The organism is Bacillus sp. HMSC036E02 (assembly GCF_001836235.1).
GTDB classification, from domain to species: domain Bacteria; phylum Bacillota; class Bacilli; order Bacillales; family Bacillaceae_G; genus Bacillus_A; species Bacillus_A cereus.
Genome location: NZ_KV827840.1, coordinates 11040 through 32942, shown reverse-complemented (window position 1 = coordinate 32942; position 21903 = coordinate 11040). Strand labels below are relative to the sequence as shown.

Here is a 21903-nt window from a genome sequence, read left to right as displayed (position 1 = left end):
GGGAGCTACAGGAGCAACCGGAGCGACAGGGCCACAAGGAATTCAAGGCGCGCAAGGAATCCAAGGTCCAACAGGGGCTACAGGAGCAACCGGTTCACAAGGTCCAACTGGAGATACAGGTCCAACCGGAGCTGGAGCCACTGGAGCGACCGGAGTTAGTACAACTGCAACGTATGCATTTGCGAATAATACATCAGGAACCGCTATTTCCGTTTTATTAGGTGGTACGAATGTACCATTACCGAACAATCAAAATATTGGTCCAGGAATAACCGTTAGTGGTGGAAATACTGTATTTACAGTTGCGAATGCAGGAAATTATTATATAGCTTATACAATTAATTTAACGGCAGGATTACTTGTAAGTTCTCGTATAACTGTAAATGGCAGTCCGCTTGCGGGAACGATAAACGCTCCGACAGTGGCTACTGGTTCATTTAGTGCAACAATAATTGCTAACTTGCCTGCTGGAGCTACTGTTAGCTTACAGTTATTTGGAGTAGTTGCAATAGCTACATTATCTACGGCAACGCCAGGGGCTACCCTGACTATTATTAGATTAAGTTAATAAGCAGAGAACCTTGAAGCTTTTATGTTTCAAGGTTTTTTTATCTTTGTATTTGTAAGTAAACCTCGTTAACCAGGGGGAGTGAATCCCCTCTAATTATTTAAAGTTTCACTTTATTCACTTGAGCAAAAACATCGCAGTTCGAAAATATATTATAATAGAATGAAAAGAAAGAAATTTGGCAGAAAGGGAGGGTGGCGATGCAGGAGATGGTTAAAGATTTTTTTGGACGCCCACTTCAAGATTTACGTATATCTGTCATTGATCGTTGCAATTTTAGATGTACATATTGTATGCCAGCGGAAATATTTGGGCCAGAATATGCTTTTTTGAAAGACGAGTTTTTACTAACTTTTGATGAAATTGAGCGTTTGGCAAAATTATTTGTTAGCATCGGTGTACGGAAAATTAGACTTACTGGCGGTGAGCCACTGCTTCGTAAAGATTTAACAAAACTTATTGCACGTCTTGTGAAAATTGATGGGCTAATAGATATAGGGTTAACGACAAATGCTATTCATTTAACGAAACAAGCGAAGGCATTAAAAGAAGCTGGATTACATAGAGTGAATGTTAGTTTAGATGCGATAGATGATGACATATTTAAGAATATTAATGGTCGAAATATTAATACGAAACCGGTAATTAAGGGAATTATAGCAGCTAAAGAGGCGGGCTTGGAAGTAAAGGTAAATATGGTTGTGAAAAAAGGGATGAACGATCATCAAGTACTACCGATGGCTGCGTATTTTAAAGAGCAAGGAATCACGCTTCGGTTTATTGAGTTTATGGATGTTGGTAGTACAAATGGGTGGAATTTTGATCAAGTCGTTACAAAACGAGAATTGATTGAGATGATTCATAAGGTGTATCCGCTTGAGCCAGCTGAAGCGCATTACTTTGGTGAAGTTGCGAAGCGATATCGGTACGTTGGAACAAATGTTGAAGTTGGTTTTATTACATCTGTTTCTGAGTCATTTTGTGTCTCTTGTACGAGGGCGAGAATTTCGGCAGATGGAAAGTTTTATACGTGCTTATTTGCGACAGAGGGTTTGGATGTAAGAGAACTTCTTAGAGGAAATCTTTCGGATGAGGAGTTATTAAGTGTTATACAAGATGTATGGATGAATAGAAAAGATAGGTATTCGGATGAACGAACAGAAGAAAGTGCAAAAAATCGTCCGAAAATCGAAATGTCTTATATAGGAGGATAAGAAAGGGGGCTATCGCATGCAGGAGCGATATTCAAGACAAATATTATTTTCTGGTGTTGGAGAAGAAGGGCAGAGAAAAATAAGAGAGAAGCATGTGCTTATTATTGGTGCTGGTGCTCTCGGTGCGGCAAATGCAGAAGCGATTGTTAGAGCGGGTGTTGGAAAAGTAACGATTGCTGATCGTGATTATGTAGAATGGAGTAATTTACAAAGACAACAACTATATACAGAAGAAGATGCAAAGCAGTATAAACCGAAGGCGGTAGCGGCAGCAGAGCATTTAAGAGCGATTAATTCTGAGGTGGAAATAACTCCGGTTGTGACAGATGTAACGGTGCAAGAAATGGAAGAATTAGTGAATGGTGTAGATTTAATATTAGATGCGACAGATAATTTTGAAACGCGTCTTCTCATTAATGATATTTCACAAAAGTATAATATTCCGTGGATATATGGTGGGTGCGTTGGAAGCTACGGAGTAACGTATACAATTTTACCAGGGAAAACACCGTGTTTTCGCTGTTTAATGGAGCATCCGGCGAGCGGAGCAACATGTGACACAGCTGGTATTATACAACCGGCAGTACAATTAGTAGTTGCGCATCAAACTACGGAAGCGCTGAAAATATTAGTAGAAGACTACGGAGCGCTTCGTGAAACGATGTTATCATTTGATCTTTGGAATAATCAACAGATGGCATTTAAAGTGAATAGGCAGAAAAAAGATACTTGTTTATCTTGCGGAAGGTTACGTACATATCCGAGTTTAACATTTGAAGCACAAACGAAAACAGAAGTGTTATGTGGGCGAAATACAGTGCAAATTCGTCCAGGTGTGCGGAAGAATTTTAATTTGGAAGAAATTAAAAAGCGCTTACAAAGAAGCGTAGAGATAAAGGCGACACCTTATTTATTGTCGTTTCCGGTAGAAGAATATCGTTTTGTTTTATTTACAGATGGCAGAGCTTTCATTCATGGGACGAATGATATAAATGTAGCGAAAAGTTTATATGCAAGATATATAGGTTGAACCTAAAGGGAATCCTTTAGGTTCAACGGAGAAAGGATTATGAATTTCTCGTATAATCTCCACTTTTTCCGCCTGTTTTTTCAAGTAAGTACGTTTCGCCGATAATCATACCTTTATCGACAGCTTTACACATATCATACACAGTAAGAGCGGTAGCCGAAGCAGCTGTTAAAGCTTCCATTTCAACACCGGTGCTACCTTCTGTTTTAACTTTTACTTCAATGAGTAAACGATATTGTTCTTCTGATTGTTTCCAATCGAAAGAAACGTCAACACCTTTTAATAGTAAAGGATGGCACATTGGGATAATATCAGAAGTTCGTTTCGCAGCCATAATGCCTGCGATTTGCGCAACTGCTAATACGTCACCTTTCCCAATTTCATTGTGAGAGATTTTATCGTAAATTTCTTTCGTAACGACAATGCTAGAGCACGCAATTGCTGTTCGAACGGTTGCTTTTTTGTCACTTATATCAACCATCTTCGCGCGTCCTTGGTCATTAAAGTGTGTAAATGAAGACATGGAATTCCTCCTTGAAGTAATTTCTATTGAATATATAAAGTTTAATCGAGATAAAAAAAATTGCAAATATGAGGTGAGAAACGATGGTAGAAAAACGAATTCCAATTCAAGTTGCTGAGGCAGTAGAACGGATAATGAAATATGCAAAGCATGGTGAAGTAGAAGAAATTTCTATTACGGAAAGTTACGGGAGAATTCTCGGGGAAGATGTTGTCTCAGATCATGACGTTCCTCATTTTGATCGTTCCCCTTACGATGGTTTCGCCATTCGAGCAGAAGATACGAAAGAAGCAACTCAAGAGAATCCAGTTGAATTTGAAGTAATAGGAGAAATCGGGGCAGGTTCTGTTTTTACAGAAGAAGTAGGATCTTTTCAGGTGGTTCGTATTATGACAGGAGCAGCTATTCCACAAGATTGCAATGCAGTCGTAATGCTAGAGCTGACAGAAGGGTTTGAGAAGAACGGGAAAACATATATGAAGTTAAAACGCCCTTTTAATAACGGTGACAATGTGTCGTTTAAAGGAGAAGATATAAAACAAAATCAAGTTCTCGTTCAGAAAGGCGTTGCAATTAATCCAGGTGTTGCCGCCTTATTAGCAACGTTTGGATATAGCACTGTGAAAGTTGTAAAACAGCCTGTTGTCGGTATTGTAACGACAGGAAGTGAATTATTAGAAGTACATGAGCCGTTAGAACCGGGGAAAATTAGAAATAGTAACTCGTATATGATCGCAGCTCAAATTATGAAAGCTGGCGGGAAAGTTCGTTATTATGGTCAACTCGCGGATGAGTTAGATGCATGTTTTACAGCTGTTCAATCAGCGGTGGATGAGGTCGACATTTTAATTACAACAGGCGGTGTATCAGTAGGAGATTATGACTACTTACCAGCTATTTATGAAAGGTTACAGGCAAATGTACTCTTTAATAAGATAGCCATGAGGCCCGGAAGTGTAACGACAGTAGCTGAAGTTGATGGAAAGTTACTCTTTGGTTTATCAGGAAATCCGTCTGCTTGTTATGTAGGCTTTGAATTATTTGTGCATCCAATTATAAAAACGTATTTGTATGCGAAGGAACCTCACGTATATAGAGCGGATGCTATTTTACAAAAAGATTTTCCAAAGCCAAATCCATTTACTCGTTTCGTAAGAGCGAACGTAACAATTGTGGACGGGGCGTTACAAGCGATGCCAGTTGGTTTAGATAAATCGAGTGCGGTATCTTCACTTGCAGATGCGAATGCTTTTATCGTGTTACCTGGAGGAACGAGAGGATTTGAGACCGGAATGAAAGTATCCGTATTATTGTTGGAGCACTCTGAGGGATGTGATTGGCCATGGGCAAAGCCCCTTCAATCTTACAAATAGTAGGATATCAAAATAGCGGGAAAACAACACTTGTTGAGAAAGTGGTGCATGCATTAGCTGAACGAAAAATGAAAGTTGCTACAATTAAACATCACGGGCACGGAGGCTTTCCAGAAGTAGCGCAAAAAGATAGCGAAAGACACCGTAAAGCTGGTGCTGTCGTAAGTAGTGTAGAAGGCGCTGGATTGCTTTCACTTTCTTCACTAAGAAAGAAATGGTCCTTGCAAGAAATTATTCGCTTATATGAGTTTTTTGAAGTGGATACAATTTTAATAGAAGGCTATAAAAAAGAGAATTACTCGAAAGTAGTGTTACTTCGTTCTGCGGAAGACATTGAGCTTTTACATAAAGTAGAAAATATAGTGGCGGTTATTACGTGGTATGATGTTCCGGCAAATATAAGAGAAGAATATAAAGTATTTCATATAACAGAAGAAGAGTTGTACATAGACTGGTTTTTACAAACAGTTAGGAGTGCGAAATGATAAATACATATTATGAAGTAATTGATACAGAAATCTCAATTGAAGAAGTAACGAAGAAAGTAATTCGACGTGAATGCGGTGCTGTTACAACATTTATTGGAACGGTTAGAGAGTTTACGAAAGGGCGTCGTACATTATACTTAGAGTATGTTGCTTATAAGACGATGGCAGAAAAGATGCTAGAGAAAATTGGCTTGGAAGTGAAAGAGAAATGGCCAGGTACATATGTTGCGATTACACATCGCATCGGTACGTTGCAAATTTCTGATATAGCGGTTGTTGTTGCTGTTTCAACACCACACCGTAAAGCGGCTTATGAAGCGAACGAATATATTATGGAACGCATAAAACAAATTGTTCCGATTTGGAAAAAGGAGTTTTGGGAAGATGGTGACTCATGGATTGGTGATCAATTAGAAAAAACACCATATCCGGCGGGAGAGCCTGGGAAGGAGCTATAAGTATGATTAGAGTATTGTTATTTGCGCACTTGCAAGAAGAAGCAGGGACAAGTGAATTACAAATAGAGAAAGAAAATATTACGGTTGCACAGTTAAAAGATGTTGTTGCGAACGAATATAATGTACCAGTTTCAGAGCCAATTATGGTTGCGATTAATGAAGAATACGCAAATGAAGATGACAGGGTCCAATCTGGTGATGTTGTTGCACTAATTCCACCAGTGAGCGGTGGTTAATATTGGATTCATTAAAACGACTTTCCTACATAGGGAAAGTCGTTTTTTTATGGCAGTTTTGAGAACACTAATCTATAGAACAAGGAGGGAACTATGAAAAAAATATGTGTAGTTATCACAATGCTATGTGTGGCCTTTTTCTCTTCTCCAAGCGATTCTTTCGCGAAAGAATCAAGAGAACAGCTTTTAGAGAGTGCATTATCAAATAGGTACTATTCAGTTATTAGACAAGTGACAGAAGATCAATATGAATGTGCTTCAGTTATAGATATAAAGCGTCTCGGCAAGAAAGATGAATTTGTTCCTAGATACGAAGTGAAGCTACAATTTCTTACATTTCAAGGAGCGCATAATCCGCCGAACGATAAAGTTACGCTTACTTTGGAAGATCATTTAGATCACGTAAAGATAAAGAAAGTGGAGCGAGAAAAGAATGTTTCTGACGTTATTGCAGAAAAAGTTTGTGAACGGGAAAAAGAAAAAATAAAAGCTCACTCTAACGACTTAGAGTGATAATCTATGGCATTTAGTAAAGAAAGGTAATGAGTGATGGATATATTTTTAGCGATTTTACCAGCTATATTTTGGGGAAGTATTGTGCTATTTAACGTAAAACTGGGCGGGGGCCCGTATAGTCAAACGCTCGGAACAACGTTTGGAGCACTTATTTTCTCAATTGTTGTTTATATTTTTATGAAGCCAGTATTAACACCTACCGTTATCGGAGTTGGAGTTGTGTCAGGTTTATTTTGGGCGCTTGGTCAGGCAAATCAATTGAAAAGTATTGATTTAATGGGTGTTTCGAGGACGATGCCAATTTCAACAGGACTTCAATTAGTCGCGACGACTTTATTTGGCGTTATCGTATTTCATGAATGGTCCACGACAATATCGGTCGTCCTTGGGATTTTAGCGCTCGTTTGTATTATTATCGGTGTTATTTTAACATCGCTTCAAAGTGAAGAAGAAAAGAATGCAGAGCAAGCAGCAAACTTTAAAAGAGGTATCGTAATTTTATTAATTTCAACAGTCGGTTATTTAGTTTACGTAGTAGTAATTAGGTTATTTAACGTAGATGGCTGGTCGGCTTTGTTGCCACAAGCAGTTGGTATGGTGTTAGGTGGGATTTTGCTTACCTTTAAACATCATCCATTTAATAAATATGCAATTCGCAATATTATTCCAGGATTAATTTGGGCAGCTGGAAATATGTTTTTATTCATTTCACAGCCGCGTGTTGGAGTCGCAACAAGTTTCTCGCTATCGCAAATGGGAATTATTATTTCCACGCTTGGTGGGATCCTTATATTAGGTGAAAAGAAAACGAAACGTCAATTAACGGGTATCGTTGTCGGTATCGTTTTTATTATCGCAGCCGGAATTATGTTAGGTATAGCCAAAAGTTAAAGGAGGTATGGAAATGTATAGTGATTTAGCAGGGAAAGTTGTCGTTATTACAGGGTCAGCAACTGGTCTCGGAAGAGCGATGGGAGTAAGGTTTGCTAAGGAAAAAGCGAAAGTGGTTATTAATTATCGCTCACGAGAATCAGAAGCGAATGATGTGTTAGAAGAAATTAAAAAGGTAGGCGGCGAAGCGATTGCTGTAAAAGGTGATGTAACCGTCGAATCAGATGTTGTGAATCTCATTCAATCTGCTGTGAAAGAGTTTGGTACGCTTGACGTTATGATTAATAATGCAGGGATAGAAAACGCGGTACCGTCGCATGAAATGCCGCTTGAAGATTGGAATAGGGTAATTAATACAAATTTAACAGGTGCTTTTTTAGGAAGTCGTGAAGCGATTAAATATTTTGTAGAACATGATATTAAAGGGTCTGTCATTAATATGTCTAGTGTTCATGAGAAAATTCCGTGGCCACTATTTGTGCACTATGCAGCAAGTAAGGGTGGCATTAAACTGATGACAGAAACGTTAGCGCTAGAATATGCGCCAAAAGGTATTCGAGTAAATAATATAGGACCAGGTGCAATTAATACGCCAATCAATGCAGAAAAGTTTGCTGATCCTAAAAAACGTGCTGACGTAGAAAGTATGATACCTATGGGCTATATTGGAAAACCTGAAGAAATCGCAGCAGTAGCAACTTGGCTTGCTTCATCAGAGGCGAGTTACGTAACGGGAATTACGCTATTTGCAGATGGTGGAATGACGTTATATCCATCGTTTCAAGCTGGGCGTGGGTAATATAAAAGGACGAAGAGATAAAACTCTTCGTCCTTTTTTTACAAAAAAAATAGCGGCCAGCTATTTTAAATTTAGTGATTAATTGTATCTTGAAGAAATTCTGTTGCTTGATGTTCAGTAACATTTTGTACGAGCGCGACTTCGCTGATCATCATTTTTCGTGCATTATCTAGCATTTGTTTTTCGCTCGCATTTAATGTTCTCTCTTTATTACGGCGAAGTAAATCCCGAACCACTTCTGCGCTATCTTGTAAATTGCCATTTTTCATTTTTTCCATATTCATTGTATATCTTTGTTTCCATGAGAGTGATGGGTCTGACTCCCCGTTTTGAAATTCAAGAAGTATATCATCTAACGTACCTCGATCAACGATATAACGAATACCTGATTTTTTTAATTGATCCATCGGAAGCATTACTTGCATATCTTTACTAATGATGCGTATCACACAATATTGACGTGAAGTACCTAATATTTCTTTCTCTTCAATTGCTTCGATGATTCCTGCACCGTGCATTGGATAAACGATTTTATCACCAATTTGAAACAAATCATCCACCTCCATATGTGGTAACCACTTTTAATGATAGCATACGTATGTAAAAATGTCAAATTTTATATGATAACATAATATTTATATTATAGTCAATAAGATAAAGTGCTTTTTTTATGTTTTTTTTGAACTTATTTATCCCGCATTAACGGGCAATAAGACCCCCATCTAAAAATTCAGCGAAAGCAAAGAAGTTAGGTGGGTGGTCGGGCTGATTAAAGTTTCACTTTATAGTGATTTTTTTAGAAAAATAGTACAGGTGAGAAAGAGGGCATATCCACTTATTTTTAAGCATAAAATGTAAAAGCGCTAATACAATATACCTAAATCCGTTCTTTGCAAAGGAGGGAGAGAAGGTGGGGCGCACAATAAAAATTGATATTACAAATAAAGTTGTAGCTAAATTTAGACCAAATTATTTGGAATTATATACGAGTAAATTTATGATAGGTAAGTTTTATGTCTATACTGAAGATAAAAAATATGTGTTAGAAGACGGATATATATATGAGAATGGAAAGTTTTATCGCATCATAGATACGCACCGTGGCAATAATCAAGCGGCGGAGGGCTGCGATCTAGGATGGTGTTAACATGATTCGTGTGAAAGTTTTTGATGAAAGTCACGAAAAAGACTTAGAAGACGCTGTGAATGTGTTTTTGAAAAAGATTGATGATAGCAACTTTGTAGATATTAAGTATCAAGTTGGTGTTTCCATTAACGACGATGAAAACCAAATTTATTGTTTTTCAGCAATGATCGTTTATAAAGCATAAAAAAGAGCTGGCTCACCCAGCTCTTTTTTATGTTTTATGTTGGGACAACATGTGTCGGTAATACGTTCATAATAGATTGGGGTGTGCCTAATTTTTTTGTCGTTAAAAGAGGCTCCCCTGTTTCATGATTTTGAGCATCTTTACACATACCAAGGTGATAACGATCACCTAAAAATGGATCAATATAAAAACCGTTTTTGAATACTTTATCATTCGGATGTTTTTCATGATGAATATCAGAGCAGTTAATGCAATAGAACATAGCTTTCATCCCCTTTTTATTTTTGTTTGAAAAAAGTGAGTCGGTAGTCATTTCGCTCCTGAGGAAATGTTGAGGAGAAGAGAAATAACTACCTACTCAAATGGTGGGCATATTCCTTCTGATTTGTCATATCTCGCGTATTGTCCCTTGAGGGAAGGAGGAGAGACGAAGTACGCATGATATAAGTAAGGCGCTTCTCTCAAGATGAATGATGGAGTTTCATGTTGAGAGAAGTTTTTATTTTATATTGCCTTTGTGAGTATATTATGAGGAAATGCTAAGAGGGTGTTTGTCCTGTTGAAAAAATGTTGAGAATTTCTCAACAGTAAAAGAATTAGCGTTGACATGAAACTAAAAGGTGTTATATTATCGAAGTATAACCAAAAGGTGTTATGTTATAACGCCGAGTAAAGGAGAATGAAGATGGAACAACAAAATACATTAAATGATATTAAACAAACAATCGTTTTTAACGCGTCTATTCAAAAGGTATGGAGTGTAGTATCAACTGCAGAAGGGATTGCGTCATGGTTTATGCCAAATGATTTTGTATTAGAGGTAGGACATGAATTTCATGTGCAATCACCATTTGGGCCATCACCATGTAAAGTGTTAGAAATTGATGAGCCAAACCATTTATCTTTCTCATGGGATACAGATGGCTGGGTTGTTTCATTTGATTTGAAAGACTTAGGAGATAACAAAACAGAATTTACGTTAATTCACGGCGGCTGGAAACATCCTGATGAAATTCTTCCGAAAGCAAATGCGAAGAGCTCTATTATTCGCGATAGAATGAGCGGTGGTTGGGTAGCGATTGTAAATGAAAAACTGAAAAAGGTTGTCGAAGGCTAAGTGTCCTCGTCAGCAGCGAAATATGATGTATTTCAAGCAATTGCTGATCCAACCCGCCGAGAAGTAATACGGTTATTAAGTGACAAAGAGTTACCGATTTCCAAAATAACGGATCATTTTCCGATGAGTCGTACTGCGGTTGTAAAGCACCTTCATATTCTTTCGGAAGCGAATTTAGTAAGTGGAAGAAAAAGCGGAAGAGAGAAGATATATCGTTTGCATCCAGAACCATTAGAAGAATTACAACAGTGGCTCTCATATTATGAACGTTTTTGGGATAATAAATTATCCATGCTGAAACATATTGTGGAGAATGAAGAATAAAAAAAGGATGACCAAAATGGTCATCCTTTTTATTGTTGCTCACTTGTTTGTGTAGCTGGCTTTAATAAAAGCCAACCGATAATTAATGTACATACTGCTAATACGAAAGTGCTCATATAAATAACGTGTACACTTGCAGCTAATGCGGATTGTGATTCAGTGGCTACACTTGCTGTAGTCCCGCCGTGTCCACCAGATACAAGATCAAGGTTTTTAATGCCGCGTGCATGAATCATCGTATTAAAGATTGTTCCAAAGATTGCAGCACCTAACGTTTGACTGAATGTATTAATAAATGTGTTTAAACCAACGGCTGTTCCGCGTGTATGAGCTGGTACGGCTGCTTGAATTGTTACCATGTAAATCGGTGTCACAAGCCCCATTCCTAAGCCGAATAATCCGACTGCTACATAAATAAGGAACGATGGTGAATTTGTTGATAGTGTAAATAATAAGAACGTAGCGACTGATAAAATGCTAGCTCCAAGTAAAATGATTTGTTTCGTTTTTAATTTGCCTACTAAGTTACCAGAGAAAATAGCGCCAAATGTCCACATAACAGGGATTGGCATTAAAATAAGTCCAGCTTCTGTAGCATTTTTCCCTAATACACCTTGGCTCCAAATTGGAAGGTACATTGTAATACTAATAATCATTGCGCCAGCAATAAGAGTTAATATATTTATCGTAGATAATGTACGGTTAGAGAAAAGTGCTAGCGGAATTAATGGTTCTGGAGATTTTTTCTCGATGAATAAGAAAATAATAAATGAAATAGCGGCAAAGATTAATAGGCCGATAATTGTCATGTCTCCCCAGTTTTGCTTACTGCTACCTGTTAATAATGCATATAGTAGAGCGATTGTACTTAATGAGAAGACTGTTGCACCAAGATAATCGATATGATGCTTAGCAGGTTTAATAGATTCTTTGTAGTAAATTGCAATCATTAAGCAAGCGATAATTCCGAATGGAACGTTTAGGAAGAAAATATAGCGCCAAGAAAGGGAATCAACTAAAAATCCACCTACTAACGGTCCGATAACACCGGATACACCCCAAACGGCACTCATCCAACCTTGTGCTTTCGCGCGGTCTTTCGCTTCGCTATATAAGTCTCCAATAATCGTCATTGTGATTGGCATAACAGCACCAGCACCGATACCTTGAAGCGCGCGGAAGAAGATTAATTGTTCCATCGATGTAACGATTCCGCAAAGTGCAGAACCGACTAAAAAGATTGTAGCTCCGATTAGTAAAACTTTTTTACGGCCAAATAAATCAGCGAGCTTTCCGTATATTGGAGTCGAAACAGCTGTTGCAAGCATATAAATTGCATATACCCAACTAACAAGTTCGACGCCTGACAAATCACTCGTTATACGAGGGATTGCTGTACTAACAATCGTTCCTTCTACCGCAGAAAGAAACGTCATTAACATTAAAGACATCATGACTTTTTTTCTCATTTGTTTTCCCCTTACCCTTTTTTAAATATTCAACAATATAAAATATAAAGGTACTAAGGTAAATAAAGCAACAAAAAAGCAATGGAAAGTTACATGGAGCAGATATTTGTCGCTTCTTGTCGGTAAGTCGATAAATTTGGGAAATCGCCGATATAAGTTGCAGAATCGCTGATAAATTTGGAAAATCGCCGATATAAGTTGCGGAATCGCTGATATATTTGTGGAATTGCTCATATAATTTCATGTACCTATAAAAAAAGAAACAGGAATCCCTGTTTCTTTTTTTAATACTGCATTTTCGCGTTTTCTCCAGCTGTCGTTCCGGCAATTCTACCAGTAACAAGGGCTGATGTAATATTATAGCCACCAGTATAACCGTGAATATCAAGAACTTCTCCGCAGAAATATAAGCCGTTCGTAAATTTAGAAGACATTTCTTTCGGGTTAATTTCTTTCACGGATACACCGCCGCCAGTAACGAATGCTTTTTCAATTGACTGCGTACCATTTACATTCACAGTAAACTCTTTAAAGTCTTTCACAAGTGCACGAATCTTTTCGTGAGAAACTTGTCCAGCTTGTTCGCTACCGTCAATTTCATTTTTTTCTAATAAGAATAGGAAGTAACGTTCAGGAACATAACCTTTTAAAACGTTTTTAATTCCTTTTTTCGGATCTTCTTTCATTTGTTTCAGCATGCGCTGAAATAGTTGCTCACTATTTTCCTCTGGCAATGCATCAATACTCATTTGTATTGTATTCGTTTTAAACTTTTTCAGTGCTTTCACGACGAATTGACTACAGCGAAGAGCAGCGGGTCCGGATAGGCCGAAATGAGTGAAGAGCATGTCCATTTTGTGAGAAATGATAGCTTTTCCTTTCGGGTTTAATACACTTAAGTTTATATCACGTAAAGCAAGACCTTGTAATGAGCGGTCACGTATAAACGGCTCGTTTGAAAGGATAGGTACTTCTGTTGGGAATAATTCTGTGATTGTATGACCCGCTTTTTCAGCCCAAGCATATCCGTCTCCAGTAGATCCGGTTTGAGGAACTGATTTTCCGCCAACAGCGATAACGACGTGATTTGTTTCTAACACTTCGCCTGTTTGCAGTATAACTGCTTTCGTTTGACCATTTTCATATTCAATCGTTTCAACAGGCGTATTTGTACGGATTTTTACACCTAAGTCTTTTAATCGTGTTAAAAGTGCGTCTACAACAGATTGTGCTTTGTTTGACACAGGGAACATGCGACCGTGGTCTTCTTCTTTCAATTTAACACCAAGATTTTCGAAGAATGTAATAATATCTTCATTATTAAAAATAGAAAAAGCGCTGTATAAGAAGCGACCGTTTCCTGGTATATGTTTAACAATTTCATCAAGTGGTAGACGGTTCGTTACGTTACAGCGTCCGCCACCAGAAATTGCAAGTTTACGCCCAAGTTTATTTCCTTTATCAAGAAGTAAGACATTTGCGCCTTCTTCTGCAGCACCAATTGCAGCCATTAGCCCAGAAGGACCGCCGCCGATGACAATAACATCATAATGCATAATATATCGACCTCATTTTCTACATTTCCTGCCTAAAAGAATAGCATGTTTTCCCTTAAAAGAAAAATAGAGTGAAGTACTGCTTAATGAGAGAATTGTGGTACAATACAAAAGTTAGAGTTCAGCACTATCCTGCCATTTGTAGGCGATAAGACTAAAACCTCAAGATTTAGGAGAAGTAAATAGGGAGTCTGTTAGCCTGTAAATGCTCGAATGGTTCAACTAATAAGGAGTAGGAGAGAAGTCTCCAACTAATTATAGTTTCACTTTATGTAGATGTAGGAGGATTTTTGTATGTCCGATTCGAAATTTCTGCGCGGAACGCTTATTGTTACGCTAGGGACATTTTTAGTAAAGTTCTTAGGCATGATTTACGTCTTTCCGTTTCATGCATTAGTAGGAACAGAAGGCGGAACGCTCTATACATATGGATACATTCCATATACGATCTTTTTAAGTATCGCAACGGCAGGTGTGCCACTTGCTGTTTCAAAATTTGTTTCCAAATATAATGCGCTTGGCGATTATAAAACGAGCCGGAGAATGTTCCGCTCGGGAATGGTTATGATGATAGTAACAGGAGTTCTTTCGTTCCTAGTACTGTACATGACGGCGCCATTGTTTGCAGAAGCGATGCTTGGTAAACAAAGTATACACAATAATGTAGGAGAAGTTACGACGATTATTCGTCTTGTAAGTTTCGCACTTATTGTTGTACCAGCAGCGAGTTTAATTCGTGGTTATTTCCAAGGTCACCAGTCTATGGGACCAACTACCGTTTCACAAATTATTGAACAAATTATTCGTATCGTCTTTTTATTAGCAGGTAGTTTTATCGTTATTAAAGTACTTGGCGGTACAGTTGCAACAGCAGTTGGAGTAGCGACATTTGCTGCGTTCGTTTCAGCGGTTGGAGCACTCGGTGTGTTAATTTGGTACTGGTTAAAACGTAAAAAATATTTGGATCAATATCTAATTGAACAAACTGTACCAGAATCAACAGTAAGCACCGTTCAATTGTTTAAAGAGTTATTTGCATATGCGATTCCTTACGTTGTAATTGGGTTAACAATTCCTTTATATCAACAAATTGATACATTGACATTTAACTCAATTATGCAGGCGATTGGTCAAGGTGATATCGCAGAGCGAGCTCTCGGTATTTTCACAATGTGGACGCATAAGCTAATTATGATTCCTGTATCACTTGCAACAGCGTTTAGTTTAACGCTTGTACCAGCAATTACAAAATCATTTACTGAAAAACAATACCGTTATTTGAAATTACAAATTACACAAACATTCCAGGCGAATATGTTTTTAACATTGCCAGCAGTTGTCGGTATTTCTTCACTGGCATATCCAATTTATACTGCGTTTTACGATTCAGATCCACTAGGTGGACAAGTATTAATGTGGTATGCACCAGTTGCGTTGTTATTCGCTTTATTTACAGTAACAGCGGCAATCCTGCAAGGTATTAACCAGCAGAAGCATGCGATTATTGCGCTTATAATGGGCGTTATTTTGAAATTTGTATGTAACGTAATCTTTATTCGTTATTTCGGTACAGTAGGAGCAATTCTAGCAACAGCAGTTGGTTTCTTAGCTTCTGTTTGGTACACAAATCAACAAATTAAAAAATACGCACACTATTCATTCGGTGTTGTATATAAAAGAACATTCCAAATTGCAGTACTAACACTTATAATGGTCGTTGCTGTAAAACTATCACAATGGCTTCTATCCTTCATGATTTCGCCTGATGGCCGTATGGGTGCTCTTATAACAGTTGCAATTTGTGCAGGTATTGGCGGTCTTGTTTACGGATTGTTAGCAATTCGCACAGGAGTACTTGAAAGAGTATTTGGCGGAGAAGCATTAGATAAAATTCAACGTAAACTTGGTAGTAGATTTAAAATAAAGTTGAAATCAAGAGGGGCGTAATTACGTCCCCTTTTCTATGATAAATAAAGAAGGTGAAAAACGTGAGATTAGATAAATTATTAGCAAATATGGGATATGGAAGTAGAAAAGAAGTAAAGAAATTATTGAAAGACGGCGTTGTGAAAATTGATGGAACGCCAGTAAAAGATGCGAAAGTTCATGTAAATGTAGAAGAGCAAGAAGTTATGATTCACGGTGAAGTTGTGCAATACAAAGAATTTGTTTACTTAATGATGCATAAACCACAAGGTGTTATTTCAGCGACGGAAGATGATAATCATGAAACAGTAATAGATTTATTAGAATTAGAAGATGCAATCTTTGATCCGTTCCCAGTTGGACGACTTGATATCGATACGGAAGGTTTCTTATTGATAACAAATGATGGGAAGTTATCACATCAATTATTATCTCCGAAAAAGCATGTGCCGAAAAAATATTATGCACACGTTGCAGGAGTAGTAACAGAAGAGGATGTAAAAGAGTTTGCTAAAGGTGTTATTTTAGATGATGGCTATGAAACAAAGCCAGGTGCACTTACAATATTGAAAAGCGATGATATTTCTGAAATTGAGCTTGTGATTACGGAAGGGAAATTCCATCAAGTGAAGCGTATGTTTGAAGCGGTAGGGAAAAAAGTAGTCTACCTAAAGAGAACAGAGATGGGTCCGTTAGTATTAGATGAAGAACTAGAACTTGGACAATACCGAGAGCTAACAGATGAAGAAGTAGAAATGTTAAAAACATATCAAGTAGATACTGAAAAGTAGTACCTTTATAGGCGCAGAAAAGACCCCTTTCTAATTATTAGAAAGGGGTATGTATTTATTTACATACAATTATTTTTCATTATGAGGTCATTCTCACTTTCTTTCCTGTTGTTGTCCACTTACCGCGGCAAGGGCTATACACGAGTTCATTAAACTGCAACACATTTAGATCACGTTGTATCGTTCGCGGTGTGATCCCGAACTCATCTACAAGGTCTTTCGTCGTTACCGTTCCGTTTTCATTGATGTACATATAAATTGATTTAATGCGTGTTAGCATACGAGTAGTTGTAGGTTTCAAGAGAAAACCACTCCTCTACTAGTTTTTTTGACCCCATTCAGGAAAGAAGGTCGTTACTACCATTGTACTCTACATGATAAAATTCATGCTTTAATCTACTTAAATTTTACAGAAATTTAACAAATATTCATATAGAAAAATATTGGTAGTTGACATTGTATATATGGTCAGTCAACTAACACATAAAATTCTACGTAAAACGCCAAATTCCTGCAAATTTTTTTGAAAAAATAAAAGAAAAACTAATGAGAAATATCTGAAATATTACAATTGTTCGGTATTTAGTTTTCGTGTATGGCATAAGAGATTTCGGTTTGTTATGATGAAAGAAACAATATAGTGAAGGATGGATGCGTGATGTCAGCAATTAATTGGACAGAAGAAGTTGCGAAACGAAAAGATGATTTAATTCGTGATACACAACAATTTTTACAAATTAAAAGTGTATGGGAAGAAGAATCGGCGAAAGAGGGCGCACCATTCGGTGAAGGTGTAGAAAAAGCTTTATCTTTCATGTTACATAAAGGAGAAACTGAAGGTTTTACTTCTAAAAATTTAGAAGGATATGCAGGTCATCTTGAAATGGGGCAAGGAGAAGAGTTAGTAGGCATTCTTTGTCACGTTGACGTTGTACCAGAAGGCGATGGCTGGACGACTCCTGCATATAGTGCAGATATTCGCGATGGAAAGATTTTTGCACGTGGTGCAATTGACGATAAAGGCCCAACGATGGCAGCATATTATGCGATGAAAATTGTGAAAGAATTAGGCTTACCTCTTTCCAAACGTGTTCGTATGATTATAGGAACAGATGAGGAAAGTAATTGGAAATGTGTAGATCACTACTTTAAAAATGAAGAAATGCCAACAATCGGTTTTGCACCAGATGCAGACTTTCCAATTATTAATGCAGAAAAAGGAATTTCTGACATACAAGTTGTGCAAAATGGTAGTGAAGAGAAAAAAGGTACATATGAACTTGTTTCATTTGATTCAGGGCGCCGTTTAAATATGGTTCCTGATTTTGCAGAAGCGGTTATTACAGGAGAAGATGTAAATGCACTTACAGTAGCATATGAAGAGTATTTACAAACTGCTAAAAAAATAGGGAAATCGACTATAGAAGGAAATGCAGTGACGTTGCAAATAGAAGGAATTTCAGCGCACGGATCTACTCCTGAAAAAGGAGAAAATGCAGGTTTATTATTAGCAAACTTCTTAACTACAGTTTCACTTGATGGAAAAGCAACTGCATTTGCGACATTTGCAACAGAAACATTTACTGGTGATATTTTTGGTGAAAAAGCTACTATTGCTTATAAAGATGAAATTAGCGGTCCGTTAACAGTGAATGTCGGTCGCATTTCTTATACGAAAGAAAACGGTGGTAACTTAGGGCTAAACGTACGTTACCCAGTTACAACTAACTTTGAAGAAACAATTGTGAAGTTGAAAGAATATGTTGGTACGCATGGTTTTGAAGTGGCTGACTATTCTAATTCTCGCCCACATCACGTCGATAAAGATCACGTATTAATCCGTACGTTACAACGTGTGTATGAAGAACAAACAGGTGAAAAAGCAGAACTATTAGCAATCGGCGGCGGTACTTATGCTCGTTCATTAAAAGCTGGTGTGGCATTTGGCCCGCTATTCCCTGGAAAAGAAGAACTTGCACATCAAAAAGATGAGTATATCGAAATTGAAGACTTATTAAAAGCAACAGCAATTTACGCGCAAGCAATTCATGAATTAGCGAAGTAATGGATATATAAATAATGTCCGCTCTCTATTTTGGAGAGCGGCTTCTTTTTACCTGAATGAGATAAGAAAGAAAAGCAACAATAGAAAGAAGGAGAAGATGTACATGGAACTGCATTATTTTGTCGCAATTACGTTACCGAATCATATAAAAGAAATGCTGTATAACTATAAAAAGGACATGCAAGAGGAATTACAATTTCGTTCATGGGTACATAAAGAAGACTATCATATTACCCTTTCATTTTTAGGGAGTGCAACGGAGGAACAATTAGAGGGAATAAAGAATCGATTACAAACAATTGCAGAAACAAAAGAACTATCGTTCACGTTACAAGGTTTTTCAACGTTTGGTAGGGAAGATCAGCCTCGTATTTTTTGGGCGAAGGTAAGTGAGAATCACGATTTGTTTCAGTTGCAAAAGCAAGTACATGCCATTTGTGAAGAAAATGGATTTTCTCTAGAAATACGCCCGTATCACCCGCATATTACCGTTGCTCGTAAATGGATAGGAGAAGAAAAGTTTCGTTTAGAAAGTATAAAAGAAGTGCCTGAAATATCATTTCAAGCAGATACAATTACTTTATACGAATCCCACGTGAAAGAAACCCCGAAGTATAAATCGATTGCTGAAATAAAATTACAAAAATAGAATGTTGAAAACGTTTTTTATGCAGGTGAATATACTATAGAGAAGAATGGAGTTACTGTATAGAGTCTTGTTGATAAGAAAAGCCTTATCATTTGCAGCTCATTTTATCTCGCCTAATTGGTGAAGGCTAATAATAAGTGAGGATGGAAAAATTTTCTCGCTCATTAAAGTTTCACTTTATTTTAACTTTGAGAATGATGGTGATTTTTTTATGTTGAAAGTAAAACGTCCATTTGATGCCTATTTAGATGAAATGAATAAAATTACAATTTTGCTCCCACATGCGTATGGAACAAGTCGGACATTTCGTTTGCAAGAAGGAAGTAATGTGAAAGATTTACCGATTGCTCATACTATTGCGCTTCCAGATGCAACGAAGTATGAGTGCTTTATAGAAGAGCCGCTAGATGTGGGGAAGTATTATACAGTACGAGATGAACGGAATGAAGAAACTGATTTACAAATAGGTGCTGTTATTCGAACAAAAATTTTCGATGAAAAGTATTATTACGAAGGTACAGATTTAGGTGCTGTGTATCAAAAACAAGAAACGACATTTAAAGTATGGGCCCCAACTGCAAGGCTTGCGAAAGTAAGAATTTATAAGAGCGATAAAGAATATACCGATCATGAAATGTACAGGGGAGAAAACGGAGTTTGGATTCAAACATTACAAGGTGATTTAGACGGAGCACGCTATACATTTCTTGTTTGTATTAATTTAATATGGAACGAAGCGGTGGATCCTTACGCAAAGTCAGTGACTGTAAATGGAAAGTATGGCATTGTTATCGATTTAGAAAAGACGACTGTAACGAAACGAGAGCAATTACCACCATTACAAGCAATGACAGATGCCATATTGTAAGAATTGCATATTCGTGATGCTACTATTCATCCGAACAGTGGAGTGAGTAAAAAAGGGACGTATAAAGGGCTAATGGAAGAAGGAACAACAGGACGAAATGGGACATTGACAGGTTTGTCTCATATAAAAGATTTAGGCGTTACGCATGTTGAATTATTGCCTTTATATTGTTTCGGTGGTGTGGATGAGGCGAATCCTTCTTCTGCCTATAATTGGGGGTACAATCCATTATATTACAATGCACCAACAGCATATTATGCTACAAACCCCTCTGATCCGTATAACAGGATAGTTGAGTGCAAACAACTAATTGAAACATTTCATGAACAAGGTATTAGGGTGATTATAGATGTTGTATATAATCATGTTTATGAAAGAGAGCTATCATCATTTGAGAAGCTTGTTCCAGGATATTATTTTCGTCATGGTGAAGATGGTATGCCTTCTAATGGGACGGGAGTCGGAAATGATATAGCGTCTGAACGGAAAATGATGAGGAAATTCATTGTAGAGTCTATTTTATATTGGCTTACTGAATACAATGTCGATGGATTCCGATTCGACTTAATGGGAATTTTAGATATTGATACAATGAATATGATAGAGAAAGAAGTGCGAAACATAAAACGAGATGCTTTGTTATTAGGAGAAGGATGGGATTTACAAACACCGCTTCCTCTTGAGGAAAAAGCAACGTTAAATAATGCGAAGAAAATGCCACATATCGCGCAGTTTAATGATCAATTTCGTGATGGGATAAAAGGGAGTACATTTCATATAAATAAGCGTGGTTTTGCATTTGGTGGGTATGTAGACTGTAATCATTTGCAGTATATTGCAGCAGGAAGTCTTTTAAGTATGAAAGAAACAGGGCTGTTTTTAGAGCCGGCGCAAAGCATTAACTATGTAGAATGTCATGATAATATGACGATGTGGGATAAACTAGTGCGCAGTAATGAAGAATCAGAAACGATTTTGAAAAAACGTCACCTATTAGCGAGCGCAATGGTTATTCTTTCACAAGGCATTCCTTTCTTACACGCAGGGCAAGAGTTTTATCGTACGAAGAAAGGAAATGAAAATAGTTATAATGCAAATGATGAGATCAATCAATTAGATTGGGATCAAAAAGAGAAAGAGATAGAAACCGTTAACTATATAAAAGGTTTAATTGCGATTCGTAAAGAGCATGGGGCATTCCGATTACAAAATGCAGACCTTATAAAAAAACATATGACTTTTTTACAAACATCTACAGAAGTACTTGCATATCACCTAGAGCATGCAGAATCGTTTGGGCCGTGGAAAGAGATTATCGTCTTATTTAATAGCGGTTTAGAAGCTAAAACTGTGCAACTTCCGAAAGAAGCAACGTGGCATGTGTTAGTAAACGAAAACGAAGCGAAAATAGAGCCAATTTCTTCATTTAGAGGAAAGGAACTTAGGCTCGCTCCAATTAGCACGTATATATTGACGATAATGTGACAAATCGCTACTTGACGATGAGAATGTAATAAATGTAGAATTGACAAAGGTGACGATTTTGATAAGTTGTCATTCTATGACAGGTTTTGTAAAATAAAATAGAGGATTTTTGGCTTAGGCTAATTTTTCTTTTCATTTACAGTAAAATATATGAATCCACAACATGTGTAGAAATGTTGCGGTTTTTCTTTTCATAACTATAAAAGATAAGGATTTGTTAACGGGT

24 protein-coding genes and 1 pseudogene are annotated in these 21903 nt (G+C 37.3%); 19 read left to right on the top strand and 6 right to left on the bottom strand.

From position 1 onward, the window contains the following. The 3 genes from HMPREF2590_RS12365 to HMPREF2590_RS12355 all read left to right on the top strand — a co-directional run. Window positions 1-568 (top strand): BclA C-terminal domain-containing protein (locus HMPREF2590_RS12365; RefSeq protein WP_481747576.1); only part of this gene is annotated, 568 nt, incomplete at its 5' end. Between the two features lie 200 nt (window positions 569-768). Continuing rightward, complete coding sequence (gene moaA / locus HMPREF2590_RS12360) at window positions 769-1782, top strand: GTP 3',8-cyclase MoaA (RefSeq protein ID WP_001157117.1); 1014 nt, start codon at window positions 769-771, stop codon at window positions 1780-1782. 16 nt (window positions 1783-1798) lie between these two features. Continuing rightward, complete coding sequence (locus HMPREF2590_RS12355; protein ID WP_001158108.1) at window positions 1799-2812, top strand: molybdopterin-synthase adenylyltransferase MoeB; 1014 nt, start codon at window positions 1799-1801, stop codon at window positions 2810-2812. 37 nt (window positions 2813-2849) lie between these two features. On the opposite strand, the gene moaC is transcribed toward HMPREF2590_RS12355, so the two are convergent. Beyond that, window positions 2850-3335 (bottom strand): cyclic pyranopterin monophosphate synthase MoaC, encoded by a 486-nt coding sequence (gene moaC / locus HMPREF2590_RS12350; protein WP_000094146.1) that lies wholly within the window; start codon window positions 3333-3335, stop codon window positions 2850-2852. Between the two features lie 83 nt (window positions 3336-3418). Here moaC and moeA point away from each other — a divergent pair, with 83 nt between their 5' ends. From moeA to HMPREF2590_RS12315, 7 genes are all read left to right on the top strand, one after another. After that, window positions 3419-4708 carry a molybdopterin molybdotransferase MoeA gene (gene moeA / locus HMPREF2590_RS12345; protein WP_070861407.1) on the top strand — a complete coding sequence of 430 codons (1290 nt, stop codon included), beginning with the start codon at window positions 3419-3421 and terminating at the stop codon, window positions 4706-4708. Continuing rightward, a complete protein-coding gene (gene mobB / locus HMPREF2590_RS12340) occupies window positions 4678-5193 on the top strand; it encodes a molybdopterin-guanine dinucleotide biosynthesis protein B (protein ID WP_000513645.1) in 516 nt (171 codons plus the stop codon). The genes moeA and mobB overlap by 31 nt, the downstream gene beginning before the upstream one ends. Further along, complete coding sequence (gene moaE / locus HMPREF2590_RS12335) at window positions 5190-5654, top strand: molybdopterin synthase catalytic subunit MoaE (RefSeq protein WP_000611226.1); 465 nt, start codon at window positions 5190-5192, stop codon at window positions 5652-5654. The genes mobB and moaE overlap by 4 nt, the downstream gene beginning before the upstream one ends. 2 nt (window positions 5655-5656) lie before the next feature. After that, window positions 5657-5890, top strand: a complete 234-nt coding sequence (gene moaD, locus HMPREF2590_RS12330) for a molybdopterin converting factor subunit 1 (protein ID WP_000621778.1) — start codon at window positions 5657-5659, stop codon at window positions 5888-5890. Window positions 5891-5983: 93 nt separating this feature from the next. After that, complete coding sequence (locus HMPREF2590_RS12325) at window positions 5984-6403, top strand: DUF3888 domain-containing protein (protein WP_000717679.1); 420 nt, start codon at window positions 5984-5986, stop codon at window positions 6401-6403. A 36-nt stretch (window positions 6404-6439) separates the two neighbouring features. Continuing rightward, a complete protein-coding gene (gene glcU / locus HMPREF2590_RS12320; RefSeq protein WP_000350861.1) occupies window positions 6440-7297 on the top strand; it encodes a glucose uptake protein GlcU in 858 nt (285 codons plus the stop codon). 13 nt (window positions 7298-7310) lie between these two features. Then, window positions 7311-8096, top strand: a complete 786-nt coding sequence (locus HMPREF2590_RS12315; protein ID WP_000286673.1) for a glucose 1-dehydrogenase — start codon at window positions 7311-7313, stop codon at window positions 8094-8096. A 71-nt stretch (window positions 8097-8167) separates the two neighbouring features. Here the strand turns inward: HMPREF2590_RS12315 and HMPREF2590_RS12310 are convergent, their stop codons facing one another. After that, entirely contained in the window at window positions 8168-8662 is a 495-nt protein-coding gene (locus HMPREF2590_RS12310; RefSeq protein ID WP_000451444.1) for a CarD family transcriptional regulator, read from the bottom strand. Window positions 8663-9006: 344 nt separating this feature from the next. Between HMPREF2590_RS12310 and HMPREF2590_RS12305 the strand changes: the two genes are divergently transcribed. After that, window positions 9007-9243, top strand: coding sequence for a DUF2553 family protein (locus HMPREF2590_RS12305; RefSeq protein WP_000533804.1), 237 nt, complete (start codon window positions 9007-9009; stop codon window positions 9241-9243). A gap of 1 nt (window position 9244) precedes the next feature. Continuing rightward, entirely contained in the window at window positions 9245-9427 is a 183-nt protein-coding gene (locus tag HMPREF2590_RS12300; protein WP_000621751.1) for a sporulation protein Cse60, read from the top strand. A gap of 34 nt (window positions 9428-9461) precedes the next feature. Here HMPREF2590_RS12300 and HMPREF2590_RS12295 read toward each other — a convergent pair whose 3' ends face one another. Further along, window positions 9462-9689 (bottom strand): DUF3973 domain-containing protein, encoded by a 228-nt coding sequence (locus tag HMPREF2590_RS12295; protein ID WP_000498988.1) that lies wholly within the window; start codon window positions 9687-9689, stop codon window positions 9462-9464. A gap of 423 nt (window positions 9690-10112) precedes the next feature. On the opposite strand from HMPREF2590_RS12295, the gene HMPREF2590_RS12290 reads away from it, so the two are divergent. Both HMPREF2590_RS12290 and HMPREF2590_RS12285 read left to right on the top strand, forming a co-directional pair. Then, window positions 10113-10544 (top strand): SRPBCC family protein, encoded by a 432-nt coding sequence (locus HMPREF2590_RS12290; protein WP_000437765.1) that lies wholly within the window; start codon window positions 10113-10115, stop codon window positions 10542-10544. Beyond that, window positions 10545-10868 carry an ArsR/SmtB family transcription factor gene (locus HMPREF2590_RS12285; RefSeq protein ID WP_000098837.1) on the top strand — a complete coding sequence of 108 codons (324 nt, stop codon included), beginning with the start codon at window positions 10545-10547 and terminating at the stop codon, window positions 10866-10868. 29 nt (window positions 10869-10897) lie between these two features. Here the strand turns inward: HMPREF2590_RS12285 and HMPREF2590_RS12280 are convergent, their stop codons facing one another. Together HMPREF2590_RS12280 and HMPREF2590_RS12275 are read right to left on the bottom strand one after the other, a co-directional pair. Continuing rightward, window positions 10898-12337: an MDR family MFS transporter gene (locus HMPREF2590_RS12280; protein ID WP_001228005.1), complete on the bottom strand. Its 1440-nt coding sequence runs from the start codon at window positions 12335-12337 to the stop codon at window positions 10898-10900. Window positions 12338-12621: 284 nt separating this feature from the next. Next, a complete protein-coding gene (locus tag HMPREF2590_RS12275) occupies window positions 12622-13893 on the bottom strand; it encodes a BaiN/RdsA family NAD(P)/FAD-dependent oxidoreductase (RefSeq protein ID WP_000558859.1) in 1272 nt (423 codons plus the stop codon). A gap of 294 nt (window positions 13894-14187) precedes the next feature. Here HMPREF2590_RS12275 and HMPREF2590_RS12270 point away from each other — a divergent pair, with 294 nt between their 5' ends. Both HMPREF2590_RS12270 and HMPREF2590_RS12265 read left to right on the top strand, forming a co-directional pair. Beyond that, complete coding sequence (locus tag HMPREF2590_RS12270) at window positions 14188-15840, top strand: putative polysaccharide biosynthesis protein (RefSeq protein WP_001284030.1); 1653 nt, start codon at window positions 14188-14190, stop codon at window positions 15838-15840. 41 nt (window positions 15841-15881) lie between these two features. Beyond that, window positions 15882-16610: a pseudouridine synthase gene (locus HMPREF2590_RS12265; protein ID WP_050822132.1), complete on the top strand. Its 729-nt coding sequence runs from the start codon at window positions 15882-15884 to the stop codon at window positions 16608-16610. A gap of 79 nt (window positions 16611-16689) precedes the next feature. On the opposite strand, the gene HMPREF2590_RS12260 is transcribed toward HMPREF2590_RS12265, so the two are convergent. Further along, complete coding sequence (locus tag HMPREF2590_RS12260; protein ID WP_000805512.1) at window positions 16690-16911, bottom strand: DeoR family transcriptional regulator; 222 nt, start codon at window positions 16909-16911, stop codon at window positions 16690-16692. Window positions 16912-17268: 357 nt separating this feature from the next. Between HMPREF2590_RS12260 and pepV the strand changes: the two genes are divergently transcribed. From pepV to pulA, 3 genes and pseudogenes are all read left to right on the top strand, one after another. Then, the gene (gene pepV / locus HMPREF2590_RS12255; protein ID WP_001274258.1) at window positions 17269-18675 is read left to right on the top strand and encodes a dipeptidase PepV; all 1407 of its coding nucleotides are present in this window, start codon (window positions 17269-17271) and stop codon (window positions 18673-18675) included. 103 nt (window positions 18676-18778) lie between these two features. Further along, on the top strand, window positions 18779-19324 hold the full coding sequence (gene thpR, locus HMPREF2590_RS12250) for an RNA 2',3'-cyclic phosphodiesterase (RefSeq protein WP_050822131.1): 546 nt from the start codon (window positions 18779-18781) through the stop codon (window positions 19322-19324). Window positions 19325-19535: 211 nt separating this feature from the next. Beyond that, window positions 19536-21677 (top strand): annotated as a pseudogene (gene pulA, locus HMPREF2590_RS12245) (type I pullulanase). The last annotated feature ends 226 nt before the right edge of the window (window positions 21678-21903 follow it).

Coding starts and splice junctions, on each gene's coding strand:
- moaA (WP_001157117.1), top strand. CDS start 769: ATGCAGGAGATGGTTAAAGATTTTTTTGGACGCCCACTTCAAGATTTA.
- HMPREF2590_RS12355 (WP_001158108.1), top strand. CDS start 1,799: ATGCAGGAGCGATATTCAAGACAAATATTATTTTCTGGTGTTGGAGAA.
- moaC (WP_000094146.1), bottom strand. CDS start 3,335: ATGTCTTCATTTACACACTTTAATGACCAAGGACGCGCGAAGATGGTT.
- moeA (WP_070861407.1), top strand. CDS start 3,419: ATGGTAGAAAAACGAATTCCAATTCAAGTTGCTGAGGCAGTAGAACGG.
- mobB (WP_000513645.1), top strand. CDS start 4,678: ATGGGCAAAGCCCCTTCAATCTTACAAATAGTAGGATATCAAAATAGC.
- moaE (WP_000611226.1), top strand. CDS start 5,190: ATGATAAATACATATTATGAAGTAATTGATACAGAAATCTCAATTGAA.
- moaD (WP_000621778.1), top strand. CDS start 5,657: ATGATTAGAGTATTGTTATTTGCGCACTTGCAAGAAGAAGCAGGGACA.
- HMPREF2590_RS12325 (WP_000717679.1), top strand. CDS start 5,984: ATGAAAAAAATATGTGTAGTTATCACAATGCTATGTGTGGCCTTTTTC.
- glcU (WP_000350861.1), top strand. CDS start 6,440: ATGGATATATTTTTAGCGATTTTACCAGCTATATTTTGGGGAAGTATT.
- HMPREF2590_RS12315 (WP_000286673.1), top strand. CDS start 7,311: ATGTATAGTGATTTAGCAGGGAAAGTTGTCGTTATTACAGGGTCAGCA.
- HMPREF2590_RS12310 (WP_000451444.1), bottom strand. CDS start 8,662: ATGGAGGTGGATGATTTGTTTCAAATTGGTGATAAAATCGTTTATCCA.
- HMPREF2590_RS12300 (WP_000621751.1), top strand. CDS start 9,245: ATGATTCGTGTGAAAGTTTTTGATGAAAGTCACGAAAAAGACTTAGAA.
- HMPREF2590_RS12295 (WP_000498988.1), bottom strand. CDS start 9,689: ATGTTCTATTGCATTAACTGCTCTGATATTCATCATGAAAAACATCCG.
- HMPREF2590_RS12290 (WP_000437765.1), top strand. CDS start 10,113: ATGGAACAACAAAATACATTAAATGATATTAAACAAACAATCGTTTTT.
- HMPREF2590_RS12280 (WP_001228005.1), bottom strand. CDS start 12,337: ATGAGAAAAAAAGTCATGATGTCTTTAATGTTAATGACGTTTCTTTCT.
- HMPREF2590_RS12275 (WP_000558859.1), bottom strand. CDS start 13,893: ATGCATTATGATGTTATTGTCATCGGCGGCGGTCCTTCTGGGCTAATG.
- HMPREF2590_RS12270 (WP_001284030.1), top strand. CDS start 14,188: ATGTCCGATTCGAAATTTCTGCGCGGAACGCTTATTGTTACGCTAGGG.
- pepV (WP_001274258.1), top strand. CDS start 17,269: ATGTCAGCAATTAATTGGACAGAAGAAGTTGCGAAACGAAAAGATGAT.
- thpR (WP_050822131.1), top strand. CDS start 18,779: ATGGAACTGCATTATTTTGTCGCAATTACGTTACCGAATCATATAAAA.